We start from the raw sequence: 13769 nt of genomic DNA on the forward strand, positions 1-13769 counted from the left end.
AATTTCCAGAGTTAACGCTATCTGAAATAGTGCGAGCAAGACAAAAGTGGTTTTCGGAGGCCGTCGACCCTCTCCGACGGCATCAACCTCGGGCGCGCAGCAACAAAAGGGCTTTAATCCCTTGTAGCTCTAACTCTTGCAATCGTGCAAATGGATCAAATCTGGACGTTACTGATCGGTAACATCAGTATCGACACGGATTTTGAGCCGCCGTTGCAGGTTCTTCGGGTCGGTGATAAGGAACTTATCGGGAACATTGTCCCGCCACGAAACCCTCACCCCTTGCCGGGGGCGAGGTTCGCGCGGTGAAGTCGGTATTCAAGGAACGTCAGACCCCCTTGATATCGGAATCATCCCTCTCCTGCAACACCTGTTGCGGGCTCGGGAACGCGCGGCCTCGTTAGATTTGAACGATTGCCCGATGTCCGGTTTCCACGACTACGCCGACCCACTCGCCGACCATTTCTCCCGAGCTAACCCCGCGGCGACGCGGATTCAGCCGACCACGCCCAACACGGCAAGGCCGAGCTACCGCCCTGCCCCGACTCCGCCCCGCCCGCCGTTGAAGCGCGACCCGTCACCGGGGTCCGTCCCTATGCCGGCCGGGTTGTCGTTTTCCGTCGCGCTCCGTCGCGTCGCGCTCGCCGCCGGCATGACGCAGGAAGAGATCGACGACGTGATGGTGCGGCTCCGGACCAAGGAAGCGGGTGAGCTGCGAACCCCGCGCGAGTGGGGATCGATCGCCAGCACGGCCATCATGTCGGCCATGTCGGCGCACCGCATTGGCACCAAGCCTCCGAAGACCACCCCCGAGCCTGCCGTCGTCGACATCGAGCCCGAAGCCGCGCCCGCCGTTGCGGTGGAAGAGCCGGATTGGTCGGGTGAGTGGGACGGCCCGCTCAACATCGTGCCCGAGGTGCTGGTGACGGTGCAGCCTGAGCCGATCGTCGCCGACGAGGACCACGCCCCCGAGATTGAGATGATGGAGACTCCGAAGCCGGCCGAGCAGCCTATTGCGGCGCCCGCCGCTGAACGTGGTGTTGCTGCTACGTCGAAGCGGAACCCCGCGCGGAAGCGATCCGACCCGTCCACTCTGACCACGAGCCCCGGCATCAGGGCCGACAGGAAGGTGGTGTTCCTGCGCGTGGTCGCTGCCGATGAGACGCTGAGCAAAAGCGCGGTGCGTGTCGCCATCCCATTGTTCGACCGGATCAACGCCGAGGTCGGGCACAGCTTCATATCCATGAACCGGCTCGGCAAGGAAGCGGCCATGGGCTGGCGATCGGTTCAAAGGGCGATCAACGAACTAGAGGACGCGGGATATATCGCCGTCGACCGCATCGAGGGCGAGGCCCATCACATCGCGATCCGCCGCTCCAAGTTCGAAGGCGCGAAGCTGAACGGGGACCAGAAGACGGCCTCGCGGGAGTCGGGTCGGGGCAAGGTCGAAGGTGACACCCCTGCCAAAACTGACAGGGGTTCGGCCAAGCGCGACGACGTCGGAGAGGGTGCGGATATCCCCCCCACCCCTGCCAAAACTGACAGGGGTACTCCTGCCAAAACTGACAGGGGTCCCCTGTCAGAACTGGCACCCGTACTCAGTGACCGGGCTGTGATGAAATCCAGTGAAAAGGAAAACGTGGAAAACGAGGCTGCTGACGCAACCCCGGTTCGGGTGCGGACGGGTTTCGATCGGGATTGGTTGACCTTCAAGGATGCCTACCCGGCGTATGTCGATGACCAGTGGCGCCCCCTGTTCATGCGGGTGCGCTCGGATGGCTGGAGCCTTGACCAGCTCCTAGAAGGGATCGAACACGTCCGGTCGACGATGTGCGAGGGCCAGGTCTTCCACAACGTAGCGGCCTTCCTCGGCCGAGAGATGTGGGCCGACGCCGATCCCCACATGAAGCCGGAACACCACGAACACGAGGATGTGCCGATGGGGCTGGACTCGTTCGTTGACTTGGATTCGGCATCCATCCCGTTCTGATCCGTGAGGAAGAAAGATGTGGCGAGGGGTGTTTGTGTTCTCCCCTCGTCATGGTAAATAGAACCCGAGTAACTACCCACGGGGTGCGCAGCTTGGCTGAGCGCCGTCAGGCGCCGATGGTGCCCAGCACGGTGCTGAACGTGCCGGCGCCGGAGGTCAGGCGCGCGGTGGCCACCACGGTTCGCACGGCGGCCTCGCCCTTGGCGGACCACATGGCGCGGTAGCCGTTGGTGTTCTTGCGCTGGATCACCGCTGGGCGGAGGTCGCGCTCGCAGGCGTTGTTCGTGGCCTCGACCCGTCCGGGGAAGGCCGCGAAGGTCAGGAGCTGGTCGCGGGCGCGACGCATGCGGTTCTGGATGTCGCGCGCCAGGTCGCAGGTGGCCGGGGCGGCGAGGATGTCGTCGAGGGAGCGCTCCAACTTGCGGCGCTTGGTGGCCACCGTCGAGGGCGCCGCTGTGGTGACGGTGCGCGCCAGCGCGAAGGCTTTGTCGAGCCACAGCTTGAGCCGCAGGGCGAGGATGTCGTTCCCGGCTTCGAGCGCATAGGCGACGTCGCGGGCGAGGTGGGCCAGGCAGGTCTGTTGCCGGTCGGCATGGCCCTGTTGGGCGGAGTAGCGATCCGACAGCCACACGGCGGGCCGGTGCCCGTCCATGATCTCGTGCACCACGCAGGCGCCCCGCGTCGGGGCGGCGTGGTGCACCACCGCTTCCTCGCAGCGGAAGACCCAATGGTACGAGTTCGTGCCCTCGATGCGCACGCCCGTCTCGTCGGACGCCACAACGGTGGCGCGTCGCAACACCGACAGGGCCGCGTCGCGCCCGGCCGCGAAGCGCGTCTCGGCCCGGCGCAGCATGTTGGTGAGCCCGCCCTGGCTGATGCGCAGGCCGAACAGGTCGAACAGGGCCTTTTGCAGCCGCTCGTAGGACAGGGCCTGGAAGGTCTTCAGGTACACGGCCGTGGCGTGCAGGCGCAGCCCGAACGGCGAAGCCGCAGCCTCCGCCGGTCTCGGCGCCGCCACGCGGGCCCGGCATCCCGGGCACACCACGGCGAGCCGCCGGTGCTGCTCGACGACGGGCTTCACCTCCGGCAGTTCGATGTGCTCGTGCACGCTGACCGTCTCGACCGGCAGCTCGGCCGACAGCGCCAGCCCGCAGTCGGGGCACTCGGTCGGACGGTGATCGACGACCGTGTCGGGATCTTCGGCGACGAGGCGGTTATGGCCCTCGTGGCCGGGCTTCGCACCACCGGGGCGGGACTGTTCGCGCCGCTCCTTGCGGTCGGTGGAGGGCGGCTTGGACGAGGTGCGCGACGTCTTGGCCGGGCGCTGCAGCTTCAGCACCAGTTCGATCAGTTCCTCCTTGCTCAGGCGCTCGAGATCACCGCGGCTCATGCCATCAGGGAATCAGCCTTCATCACGCCGCGCAAGCCCTCGTTGCACTTCGACCCGCCCCACCCGGCACCGGTCGCCTCACACCACCCCGTGGGTAGATACGAACCCGAGCCGACGCGATCGGCCGGGACCTTTTCATCCCGAGTTTATTATGACCGCCTATTCTCCCTTACCGGAAAAGATCCTGCCCCGCGTCGGGCAGTTGCTGCGGCTGCTCGACTCAGATCAGGACCACGAAACCCTTGCGGCCTGCCGGGCACTTCGCAAGACGCTGAAGGGAGCGAAGGTCGACTTGCACGATCTTGCTTCGGCCATCGAGGAGCCGAAGCCGATCAAGGTCGTATACCGGGACCGCCCTGTGGAGCCGCCGCCACCGCCCCCACCACCGCAGCGGCCCGTCGACAACCCTTATGTCGGATGGAGCGCCAGCCTCGGCGAACGCGCCACCGAAGCGCTGCGCCGTGCCCTCGCCGATGCCAGCACCAGTGAATGGGAGCGTGGATTCATCACAAGCGTCCTGCCGGAATTCGAAAAGAAGCGGGGCCGCCTCACACTGAAACAGTCCGAAATCGTGAAACGGATCATGCTTCGAATGGAGAAGGCGGAGGCCGCCGCGTGAAACTGTCCAACCCATCGATCCGGTCGGGCGCCGCGCATGACCTGTTTCGCAGACATCAACGGCGCTTGCTCCCCTCCGAAACCCTTGCCGATCTCCACGGCGATGCCGTCATGGCAGCGATCCGGGCCGCTGAAGCGCGCAAAGCTTTGGGTGTGTTCCAGGCCATCGCCGAGCGCGATCGTGCTGCCGGTCGGCCGATGTCACTCCTGCTTGGGGATCGAATCCGAACAGCTCGGGCCGCCCTCGCCGATGCTGAAGCTGCCCTCGGCGTTGCACAGAGCACCGTGAGGATAAAGCGGCACGCCGAGGTGGTCGACGATGACAAAGGGGTGAACTGACCATGCGCCGTCCGAAATCCAGGAATCCACGCATCCCGCCGAGGGAGCTGAATTTGATTGCCGCGACCTTCGCTGGCGCCGACCTTGTTCAAGCACGTCGCCGCGTAGCAACTCTCCTTGGTCTCCTTGATCGCGATCGAGCTACCGGCCGAGAACCCTCCGACCTCCTCGTCGAGCGGCATCGTGCGGCGGTGGTCGAACTCGATGCGGCTGAAACGGCGTTCGGTGCGGCAACGTCGAGAATGGTTTCGACCTTAAGGTAATGCCGGGCCGCCCATTTATGTGATGGTCAATCGCTATAGGGTGAGAGAATAGACCTTAATCGCATATATGATCGGCAATCATCTTGCCGCGTAATGCTATTCTGGACTTGACGCGAAGCTTTTCGGGTGGTAGTGTTCTGATATGCTATTCGCCGGAAAGCCGTTATAAGCATAGCTTCACACAATTGATTGAAATCAATCGCGGGAAATGCCCGACGATCGAGGCGTTCAGCGTCACCGAATGGGATGTTTTCCCTCGGAAAAGCGGTCTCACGTGGCCTTGGGTTCGACCTGTCCACGTCGTTTTCACACAAAACAGAAAATCACATTATCATGGAAACAAAGCGCAAGCTCCCGCCGCCTCGCAAGAAGAAGACGATGGTGGGGCAAATTTACACAAGCCTCCCCGAAGACGTTCTCGCCGTAGTCGATCGTCATGCGAAGATCGAAATGCTCGATCGCGCAGCGGTCATCCGGAAAATGGTGATCTTTGGCCTGGAAAGTAAGGGTTTCTGGTGCCGGCCGGCCGCCGACGTGAAGGGCATGTGATGACGATTGTCGAGAACTTCAACACGCCCCTGCACCATCTCGCCGCACTTATGGAGAAGGACTTCCCCGGCGAACCCGCTCCGCGATCGACAACTGTGTTTGATGCGCTTCTCGCTCTGGAAACCGCGCAGATCTTCAAGGTTGAGGCCGAGTTCTGCTTCGAAAGGGCGATCCGAGCCGTGGTGGATGCCGAGAACCGCCTCGAATTTGCGAAGAAGGCCAGCGCGAGCAATAATGTCTGACCGTCGCATCGAGTTTTTGCAGGGGCGCATCACCGCCCTCGAAGCATCCATCGCCGCACTGAAGGCCGAAGACGTCGCGCTGGATTCGCGTAAGTCTAACCTGAACCGCCTCCATCGCAACCTTTGGCAAGATAAATTGTGGTCGGCGGTGGTCCACCGTCAATCACGCATTCCGATCCTAATCCAGCACGCCGAGCGCGAAATCGAACAATTCCGCGTTGACCTAGAACGATACCGCACATTCCATTGAGACTGAAATTGACCTCCGACGAAATCGAATTTGACGAACTGCTGCGCGCGTTGCGACGCAAGACCGAACAACGAGACGAAGCGCTTTCCGACCTCGCAAAGATCTATGCGGGAATGCGCGAGATCGAGGACCGGCTGAATACCCTCCTTCGGACCGGCACCACTGCTGAATACATCCACGGATTCGAGGACTAACGATGTCCTTCAGCCGAGGTTGGCGCGCCCGTCGCGCCGCGTTCCAGCACCGTGCCGCTTTGGCAAAGCATGGTAGTTCTGAATACCGAGAATATTCTCAACGCCAGCGTGAAAACGAACGGCGGATGTTGCAGGGACTTCCCCCTCTCACGGATGAGCCCGAACAGCAACGCGAGACGCCGGAGGAGGCCAAGGCACGCCGCCACCGCGACGCGATCTTGCTTCTGACCACCATTGAAGACATCGAGGCCGAAGCTGAAGCGGCCGTAATCATTCCGAAGAACGAATTGAACTGACCATGAACGATATTAAACCCGGTCCGCACGACCGCGTCATCACGCCGGACGCGAATGGAAACCTGCACTTTCAGGCAGGGGACAATAAACGTCGCGCCGCAGCCCTCGCCGCCCGCCGTGCCGCCGATGCCGAATCCGCTGCCAAGCGCTTTTCGCCGGATGCGATGGATGCGCGAGAGGTTAAGCTAGAACAGGCCGACCGCCAGCGTCGTCAAGGTGCCATCAATGATGCTCTCGCCGGTGTCAAGCGTGTGGAGAACTTACGTGATGAGCTGACAAAGGACCGTGACGAGGCACGCGCCTCCGCGCGGAACCTTGTGGATATTGGAGAGGCTGGCGCCGCCCTGGCCGAAGCTGCGGTGTACGACCGGAAGCTCAGTCAAGTCCCCGCCGCTCTCGATGCCGCCCTGTCCGCCGTTGCGGACGCCCGTGAAGCTCTCAAACGCTTCGACGCTTCCACTGCCGCTCGTGCCGCCGATCGTGCCGCCGCCGCGGAGAAGCGCAGGGCCAACGTCGAGCGCGAAGCCGCCGCCCGCGCCGCCGCGGAGGAAGTCTATCAGCGGCTCATGGCCGAACCTCCCCCGAAGCCCGTCGCCGTGAGGAAGAAGCCATGACCAGCACCGTCGATCAACTCGCTGCCGCCCTGATTGAGCGTGCCGACGCTCTTCCTGAAACTGCACCGCTCCTGGCGAAGATGATCCTCGACGCCGCGCCTGATGGGGACCGCCTCGCCGCTTTGGATCTCGCCCGCACTGCCTACCCGTCAATGTTCAAGGCGAAGGTGGCCGAAGCCGCCTCCACCGTGCCCGTCGAGGAGTCCGTTTCGCACATGCCGGTGACGATGCGAGTGCTGCGTGAGGCTCGCGGCGGATGAGCGACGAAACACTCTCGCTTGGGATGGACCTTGTCGCGCGTGACGAGGCCAGCCCTGCAATTAACGCCGTCCGCGCGTCGCTCGATGAGTTGCGGAAGTCCGCCCTGGCGATCGGACGGACGATCAAGCGGTCTCTGAACACCGAGTTCGTCCAGGCCATGAACGCCGCCACCAGCGCGGCCACGAAGCTCGGGGCTGATACGACGGCGTCGCTGAACCGGGTCGCGACGTCGATCCGGGCCGACACCGCCGCCATGGACGCCTTCACGGTTTCCGTCCGCGCCGCTGCCGCTGCCCAGCGCGATCTATCCCGTGGTGCAAGCCGTGGTGGTCGCGGTGGTGGTGGTGGCAGTCGACCGCCTGCACCTCCCCGTGGCCTGCCCGACCTCCGCGAGATCAGGCGCCGATGGACTCTGCGCGAGCGCTCCGCCCGTGCCGAGGTGGCCGAGATCCAGGCCAGCGCGAAGGCCGAAGCCGTCCGCCAGAAGGCTGTGCTCGACGGTGTTGCTCGTCAATGGCGTCTCCGTCAGAACAGCGAATGCGCCGAGTTGCGGCACCTGAGCGCCGTCCGCCGCGAGCGCACCGCTATGCGCCGCGAGATGAACAAGCGAGTCGGTGAGGTCTATCATCACGGCCGACATGCTATCAGAAGTTTAAACCACCCGGCCTTCGAATCCGCGGGGTTTTGGCTGAGTGCTGGCGCAGCGTTCGGAGTCGAAGCCGGAAAGCATCTCATCGAAGCTGCCAAGCAACTCGACACGGTGACGACGCGCTATAAGATGCAGCCCGGCGTTTCTGCTTCCGATGCGGCAAAGGTCCGTGAGGAATCACTGCGCGAGGGCATCCGTCTCGGCGTCGATCCCGCTGAAGTCGCGAAGCTTCGATTGCAGGGGTTAAAGGATGGTCTTCAGCCTGACGTCGCGAAGATCCTGCCGTCCAGTATCCAGGCCGCGATTCAGACGATGGGTGGAAGTCTCGACAAAGACGGCGATGAACTTGCGAAAGCCATTCGTGAGGGTTCAACGGTCGGATGGGTGAAGAATGCCGCCGATGCGCGGTCCATGATGAATGAGATTGCTGGCCTGTCGACCTTCAACGGCAACTCGCCTGAAAAGATGCAACAGTTCCTGGCATCAGGTGGCATCGGTCGAGGAAAAGAACTCGGCTGGTCCAAGCAACAGACGATGGCGTTCGGCGCTGCTTTGAACGGCTCCGGTGAAAGAACAGGTTTCGGCTCAGCTCGTTTGATGGCGCAACTGCCGGAAATCCAAGCTGGCATCGTCGACAAGTATCGTCGGGCGGCTCGCTCGCATGAAAACTCCGAAGAACGCCGCGCTGTTCTGTCCGGTCCTCGTAAGTTGGGCTACAGCGGCCCATTCGAGATGCAACAGGCATTCCGAACTCCCGAAGGTGTCGTGAGCTTTCTGAGCCGTCTACAAGGTCTCGATGAGAAGACGCGCGCTCAAATCGAGAAGGGATATGGCCTCGGGCCGCAGTTCAACGCTGTGTCGGCCGAAATGGGTGCGAACCACGGCGAGCGTTACCATCACGCTTTGAAACGCGAGAACGAACTGAGCGGTCAAGACGCCTCGAACGATGTTCTGAGTCAGAACAGCAAGACGTGGTCGAAGTCCATCGAGTTCATGCTTGACCAGCTCAAGGCTAGCACGTCGGCGGTGCAGGCCGAACTTGGCGACGTGATCAAAGATGATGTTTTGGAGCCGTTCACCGGCTGGTGGGTCAGCATCTCGAATGCGTTGCTTGACGGCGGGATGAAGCAGGATTTGCATCGTGCGATTCAGAGCTTTGTTCAAGGCTTGGGCTTCGACGATCTGACGGCAGCTCTAAACAGTCTGCGTGCCAGCGTCGGAACCTTCGACCTTTCCGGATTCCTGCTCGGTGTCGGCCAAGGTCTCCGAACCGTCACGGACAGCTTCGCCAGCATCGCGCATGTCCTCGGCTTTGCTGGTGACGGCTCGGCGCGGCAGCTTGGGAAGCTCGCGGCCGAACTGTTGGGCATGAGCGTCGCGCTCAGGATCGCGTCGCCGGTCATCACGCTCTTGTCTGGCATCGCCTCCGGCTTCATGGCGATCAAGGCCGCTGTTTCGGGCGTGTCAATCGCGTCCAAGTTCTTCAACCTGTCGACCGGGCTGAAGGCTCTGCTCGGCGTGGAAACCGCCGCCATGACCACGGGCTTGATCGGCCTCGCGGGCGCTCTGACGACCATCGGGGTTGCGGTTCAGGCATTACTCGACTTGGGCATCCTCAACAAGGTGACGCTGTTGCCGAAGGGCACCTCGGCGCCAGCCCTCGACGAATGGCTTTGGGGCCGGACGCCGGACGGCAAGAGCGCCCGCCCTGCGTGGGTCGACCGCCTCACGGGCAATGCGCCAGCGGCCTCCCCTGCCCCCGTTGTCCCCCAAGGGGCTCCGAATCCTACAACGGAAACACCCGCCGACTACTGGCGGCGCAAGCGCGGGTTCCACCCATCGTCATATGAAGGCGACGGGCAGTCGTGGCGGGACTTGATGACGCCAGCGAGTTGGAGCCCGGCCGATGCCAGCGAGACGACGCGCAGCGCCATCGTCGACACGGCACGCTCAACGGACCATATCCGGCAAGGAATCGACCGCGTGGCCGACCTCCTACATCGGGCTTCGTCGAATCCGCTGGCCGGCGTAGGTGGCGATGGTGACGCTGGAGGATTCAGCTCGCGTTCCGGCGGTGCAAGCATCCGACACGGCCACCGCGGCGCGACCTTCGATGCCTCGCTTCCGAATATGCGCTACGGCCACGGTGGGGGCGGAAGCTACCGGCGGACGCCTGGAAACCGCGCCCCGAGTGGTCACACCGATGCCGACGACGGGAGCAGTGGAGCGCCGAGCGATGGTTCTTCCATCGGTTGGACGGCCGCCATCCTTCGGAAGAAGGAAGGATTCATCGGTCACGCCGCATGGGATGTGAATCACTACCGGCTCGGGTACGGCTCCGACACCATCACGGACGCGAACGGAAACGTTCGATCGGTCCAACGTGGTGACAGGGTCAGTAAAGAAGATGCAGAGCGTGATCTCAGGCGCCGCATGCCGCAGTTTCAAGCTGGACTCCGCAAGGAAGTCGGCGCAGCCGCGTGGGATAAACTCGATCCCGCCACGCAAGGTGCTCTAACCTCCGTTGGTTATAACTATGGCTCGTTCAAGAAGCTCGCCAGCTTGAGGGCCGCCATCGGAACGGGCGACAAGCACACCATCGCCCAAGCGGTTCGAAACCTTCAAGGCCACAACGGCGGCGTCAACCGTCAGCGTCGGCTTGAAGAAGCTTCGATCATCGAAACGGGACACCTGCCGTCGTCGTGGAAGACGAAAGACCCATCGTCGGCTCCAGTCGGAACAGCGTCGAATCCGATGGTGGTCAAACCGGACCCGAAGTCGACGCCCCGCACAGTATCACCCGAGGCCGCTGAAACTGCCCGTCGCGTCCTCGGGAACACCCGGTCGAAGTCTGACGACACCCGGCCGGCGAGTAACATCCAGGCCGACAACTCATCGAGCGGTCACACCTACAATTTCCACATTCATGGTGCCCACGATGCTCGCCACGTCGCACGGACCGTGGAGGCGATGTTGGACAGGCGGAACAACGCTTACCACGATCAGCACGAGTCAGTCTAAAACTCTACCTACACTCGATTTGATATCAGCCTCGGCTTCGGCCGGGGCTTTTTTTATGTCTGGATTAATCTTTGGGTTACACAACTGCGCTCGGCTACACGCCGATATTTCGTATTTCTAAGGGCGACGACGACCTCACACCGCAGTTTAAGGATCGCGTTCTTTCGATTCGCGTCAATTCCGTCCAAGGCGGCGGCACGGCCGACAGTTGCGACATCGTCCTCGACGATCGCGGCTGGCAACTCGCTCTCCCAAATATCGGCGAAGGTTCAGCGACCCTAGATATCAGTCTAGGCTATGCCGAAACCCAGCTCTATCCGATGGGTAGCTTCGAGATCGACGAGGTTGATCTATCCTTTCCGCCAAAAACCATGCTGCTCCACGGCAACAGCGCCGGGATGAACAGCAATCTCAAATCGCCGCTAATAACGAGTTACGCCAATCAAACATTGAACGACATCGTCGGCAAGCTCGCGTTCAGCGCTGGTGTAACGCCACAGGTCGATCCGACCATCGGTGCCATCCAACTCGAATGGCTCCACCAGCACAGCGGCTCTGGACATCTTCTCACACAGCTTGAGCGGAGGTTCAACGCCCTCGCCAAGTTCAGCGACGGCATGTTGAGCTTCACCCAACGCGGGTCGGGTAACAACGTATCGGGCCTGAGCATCGGATCGGTGACGCTCGACGCCGCCGACATATCCGATCTCAAAATGAAGTTGACGAACATCGGTTCGTTCGGCTCGACGAAGGCCAGTTATTGGGACAAGGATCAACATAAACTGGTGTGGGTTCAGGCCGGTGTCGCTGGTGATCCTGCATCGTCTGTGCCGTTCACGATCAAGAGGGCCTACAATACGCAGGCGGAAGCACAAGCCGCCGCCGACGCGCAGCAAGCTATGCTCAATCGGAAGGGCGCGACAGGATCTTTGACCCTGGCAAAAGGCGACCCGTCCATTCGCGGCGCGCAGCACATCACCATCACCGGGACCCGGAGCGGGATCGATGGCGAATATCTCGTGTCGAGCGCCACCCACACGTTGGTGAAGGATGCCGGCCTGACTTCGGCGATCGACTTCGAATCCGAAGACGGCGCGGGCGGCGAGGACAGCGCCTCGGAATAACAGTCCTCCAGATTTGGATTGTCCCCTTTCGATCACTCAACGGCTGTCCTTCGGGGCGGCCTTTTTCATTTCAGGACCATTGATGCCTCAACGTGCCAAGCGCGCGGCCGATCGCTATTATTCACACGTCGGCCCTCGCTTCTCGTGCTGCTACTGTGACGAGCCCGCGGAGCAGGTCGATCACGCCACTCCCGCCTCATGGCTCCATTACAACCTACACCTCATCGAGGATTGGCGCTTCTACAGCGTGGCCTCGTGCGCCGACTGCAACGCGAAGGCCGGTGCCAGCTTCGATCTGACCTTCCGTGAGCGACGCGCCCGCATCGCCCGTGCTGTCCGCAAGGAGAACACCAAGCTCCTGTCGGCGCCGCGGTGGTCCGACGACGAACTCGACGAAATGGGGTCGCTCATGGTGGCGGAGATCGTGAAGGCCATGAGGGAGAAAGAGCGAGTGAAGCGCCGGCTGAAGGTCCTCGAATCCAGATCCATCCCCGAGGGCGTGCCGAACGACATGCTCATGCGGCGGGAAATGGCCGAAGCGTAGGGCGTGTAGGAGGGCCATCAGCGCCCGTTCCGTTTCGGGGTCCGCTTCGATGGCGAAGGTCGAAACGAAATCGCCGCCTACGGGGCTGCTAGACGCCCTGCCGCACGATCCGCGATCGGGTGGAGGCTTGCAATCCTGCAAATCGGACCGGACCGCGTTCGGTGACGGCAGATTCACCACGGCCAACGCCGATCGCGCTGCATCGCAACATCGAGGTTGCCGCAGCGTGTCGGATGCCCTACAAAGAAGATGCGCCTTCGGGCGTATGCCCTTCTTGGGCGTTTCCTCCCTAGACTTGGGCCGCTTTCCGTAGGGGAGGCGGCCTTTTTTGTTCGTTCGTCATCTTTTGCACATGGTTCAGCCTTGTGCAAGCGAAGTGTGCAAGTGAGCTGTGCGCCCATCGCATGGCTTGAGCTGAGCCATTCATTCGACGTTCGGGAATGGGAGGCGCGCCACGGCCTCGGCCAACGTCGCCACATCGATGTGACGGTATGTCGACGCTTCGCCTTTCCCGGCGTGCCCCATCAAGGCATCTGCGGTGCTGTCTGCGACACCGGCTCGATGCAGCGCCGTCTTAGAGTCCGTCCGGGAAGTCAGGCTGCGCAACCTATGCGACGTAGCAGCATCATGACGGACGCAGCGTAGAGGAAGGCCTTTGCGGATGCGATTGTGGCCTCCGGATCCTTCCAGAGGCGTCGATTGCGGCTGATCCAGGCGAAGAAGCGCTCAACCACCCATCGCCGGGGGTGAACCACGAAGCCGACCTGCCCGGGTGGTTTGCGGACGATCTCGACGGCGATGAGCGTGGCGCTGTCCGGCTTGTCGCCGGCGTAGCCCGCGTCGGCGAAGGCCTTGGCGATGAAAGGATATGAACGGCGTGACTGCTTGAGCACCGGCACGGCCCCGTCGCGGTCCTGCACGTCGGCCGGCTGCGGGTCGAGCACCAGGGCGCGGCCGTCCGTGTCGACCAGGGCTTGGCGCTTGCGACCCTTCACCTTCTTGCCCGCGTCGTAGCCCCGCGGACCGCCGCTCTCCGTGGTCTTCACGCTCTGGCTGTCGAGCACGGCCGCGGTGGGCGAAGCCTCTCGCCCGGCCCGCTCGCGATCCAGCATGACGAGATGGTGGTTGATGCCGGCGAACAGGCCCTCATCGCGCCACGCGCTGAAGTAGCCGTACACCGTGCTCTTCGGGGGCAGGTCCTTCGGCAACAGGCGCCAGGGAACGCCGCCCCGCAGCACATAGAAAATGCCGTTCACAATCTCCCGCAACGACCACAGCCGGGGCCGTCCGAGCGGGTTGCCGGGCGGCAACAGCGGTTCGATGACGGCCCATTCGGCGTCGGTCAGATCGGTTGAGTAGCGGAGTTCGGAGCGGCTATGCTGCTCGCGGGTGGCCGGGGTCCACATGGCGGTTCCAGATCAGGTT

At 62.6% G+C, this 13769-nt stretch carries 15 protein-coding genes; 13 read left to right on the forward strand and 2 right to left on the reverse strand.

The genetic code is table 11. From position 1 onward, the window contains the following. The first annotated feature begins 421 nt into the window (after positions 1–421). Positions 422–1990 (forward strand): hypothetical protein, encoded by a 1569-nt coding sequence (locus tag L7N97_RS08170; protein ID WP_237477821.1) that lies wholly within the window; start codon positions 422–424, stop codon positions 1988–1990. Between the two features lie 106 nt (positions 1991–2096). Here L7N97_RS08170 and tnpC read toward each other — a convergent pair whose 3' ends face one another. Then, positions 2097–3380, reverse strand: coding sequence for an IS66 family transposase (gene tnpC, locus L7N97_RS08175; RefSeq protein WP_237477822.1), 1284 nt, complete (start codon positions 3378–3380; stop codon positions 2097–2099). 151 nt (positions 3381–3531) lie between these two features. On the opposite strand from tnpC, the gene L7N97_RS08180 reads away from it, so the two are divergent. From L7N97_RS08180 to L7N97_RS08235, 12 genes are all read left to right on the forward strand, one after another. Then, positions 3532–3999 carry a hypothetical protein gene (locus L7N97_RS08180; protein WP_237477823.1) on the forward strand — a complete coding sequence of 156 codons (468 nt, stop codon included), beginning with the start codon at positions 3532–3534 and terminating at the stop codon, positions 3997–3999. Further along, positions 3996–4337: a hypothetical protein gene (locus tag L7N97_RS08185; RefSeq protein WP_237477824.1), complete on the forward strand. Its 342-nt coding sequence runs from the start codon at positions 3996–3998 to the stop codon at positions 4335–4337. The genes L7N97_RS08180 and L7N97_RS08185 overlap by 4 nt, the downstream gene beginning before the upstream one ends. Positions 4338–4846: 509 nt before the next feature. Then, positions 4847–5149 (forward strand): hypothetical protein, encoded by a 303-nt coding sequence (locus tag L7N97_RS08190; RefSeq protein WP_237477825.1) that lies wholly within the window; start codon positions 4847–4849, stop codon positions 5147–5149. After that, positions 5149–5391 (forward strand): hypothetical protein, encoded by a 243-nt coding sequence (locus L7N97_RS08195; protein WP_237477826.1) that lies wholly within the window; start codon positions 5149–5151, stop codon positions 5389–5391. The genes L7N97_RS08190 and L7N97_RS08195 overlap by 1 nt, the downstream gene beginning before the upstream one ends. Next, a complete protein-coding gene (locus L7N97_RS08200; protein ID WP_237477827.1) occupies positions 5384–5641 on the forward strand; it encodes a hypothetical protein in 258 nt (85 codons plus the stop codon). The genes L7N97_RS08195 and L7N97_RS08200 overlap by 8 nt, the downstream gene beginning before the upstream one ends. 8 nt (positions 5642–5649) lie before the next feature. After that, complete coding sequence (locus tag L7N97_RS08205) at positions 5650–5835, forward strand: hypothetical protein (RefSeq protein ID WP_237477828.1); 186 nt, start codon at positions 5650–5652, stop codon at positions 5833–5835. Positions 5836–5837: 2 nt separating this feature from the next. After that, complete coding sequence (locus L7N97_RS08210) at positions 5838–6131, forward strand: hypothetical protein (RefSeq protein ID WP_237477829.1); 294 nt, start codon at positions 5838–5840, stop codon at positions 6129–6131. 2 nt (positions 6132–6133) lie between these two features. Next, positions 6134–6745, forward strand: coding sequence for a hypothetical protein (locus tag L7N97_RS08215; protein WP_237477830.1), 612 nt, complete (start codon positions 6134–6136; stop codon positions 6743–6745). Next, positions 6742–7005 (forward strand): hypothetical protein, encoded by a 264-nt coding sequence (locus tag L7N97_RS08220; RefSeq protein WP_237477831.1) that lies wholly within the window; start codon positions 6742–6744, stop codon positions 7003–7005. The genes L7N97_RS08215 and L7N97_RS08220 overlap by 4 nt, the downstream gene beginning before the upstream one ends. After that, a complete protein-coding gene (locus tag L7N97_RS08225; RefSeq protein ID WP_237477832.1) occupies positions 7002–10676 on the forward strand; it encodes a glycoside hydrolase family protein in 3675 nt (1224 codons plus the stop codon). Before L7N97_RS08220 ends, L7N97_RS08225 begins: the two co-directional genes overlap by 4 nt. Positions 10677–10747: 71 nt before the next feature. Next, positions 10748–11800: a phage late control D family protein gene (locus L7N97_RS08230; RefSeq protein WP_237477833.1), complete on the forward strand. Its 1053-nt coding sequence runs from the start codon at positions 10748–10750 to the stop codon at positions 11798–11800. Positions 11801–11882: 82 nt separating this feature from the next. Continuing rightward, the gene (locus tag L7N97_RS08235) at positions 11883–12344 is read left to right on the forward strand and encodes a hypothetical protein (protein WP_237477834.1); all 462 of its coding nucleotides are present in this window, start codon (positions 11883–11885) and stop codon (positions 12342–12344) included. Between the two features lie 593 nt (positions 12345–12937). On the opposite strand, the gene L7N97_RS08240 is transcribed toward L7N97_RS08235, so the two are convergent. Beyond that, positions 12938–13750, reverse strand: coding sequence for an IS5 family transposase (locus L7N97_RS08240; RefSeq protein ID WP_237477649.1), 813 nt, complete (start codon positions 13748–13750; stop codon positions 12938–12940). Between the last annotated feature and the right edge of the window lie 19 nt (positions 13751–13769).

Origin of the sequence: Lichenibacterium dinghuense, assembly GCF_021730615.1 — a bacterium.
Taxonomy (GTDB): domain Bacteria; phylum Pseudomonadota; class Alphaproteobacteria; order Rhizobiales; family Beijerinckiaceae; genus Lichenihabitans; species Lichenihabitans dinghuensis.

Coding starts and splice junctions, on each gene's coding strand:
- L7N97_RS08170 (WP_237477821.1), top strand. CDS start 422: ATGTCCGGTTTCCACGACTACGCCGACCCACTCGCCGACCATTTCTCC.
- tnpC (WP_237477822.1), bottom strand. CDS start 3,380: ATGAGCCGCGGTGATCTCGAGCGCCTGAGCAAGGAGGAACTGATCGAA.
- L7N97_RS08180 (WP_237477823.1), top strand. CDS start 3,532: ATGACCGCCTATTCTCCCTTACCGGAAAAGATCCTGCCCCGCGTCGGG.
- L7N97_RS08190 (WP_237477825.1), top strand. CDS start 4,847: ATGTTTTCCCTCGGAAAAGCGGTCTCACGTGGCCTTGGGTTCGACCTG.
- L7N97_RS08195 (WP_237477826.1), top strand. CDS start 5,149: ATGACGATTGTCGAGAACTTCAACACGCCCCTGCACCATCTCGCCGCA.
- L7N97_RS08200 (WP_237477827.1), top strand. CDS start 5,384: ATGTCTGACCGTCGCATCGAGTTTTTGCAGGGGCGCATCACCGCCCTC.
- L7N97_RS08210 (WP_237477829.1), top strand. CDS start 5,838: ATGTCCTTCAGCCGAGGTTGGCGCGCCCGTCGCGCCGCGTTCCAGCAC.
- L7N97_RS08215 (WP_237477830.1), top strand. CDS start 6,134: ATGAACGATATTAAACCCGGTCCGCACGACCGCGTCATCACGCCGGAC.
- L7N97_RS08220 (WP_237477831.1), top strand. CDS start 6,742: ATGACCAGCACCGTCGATCAACTCGCTGCCGCCCTGATTGAGCGTGCC.
- L7N97_RS08225 (WP_237477832.1), top strand. CDS start 7,002: ATGAGCGACGAAACACTCTCGCTTGGGATGGACCTTGTCGCGCGTGAC.
- L7N97_RS08235 (WP_237477834.1), top strand. CDS start 11,883: ATGCCTCAACGTGCCAAGCGCGCGGCCGATCGCTATTATTCACACGTC.
- L7N97_RS08240 (WP_237477649.1), bottom strand. CDS start 13,750: ATGTGGACCCCGGCCACCCGCGAGCAGCATAGCCGCTCCGAACTCCGC.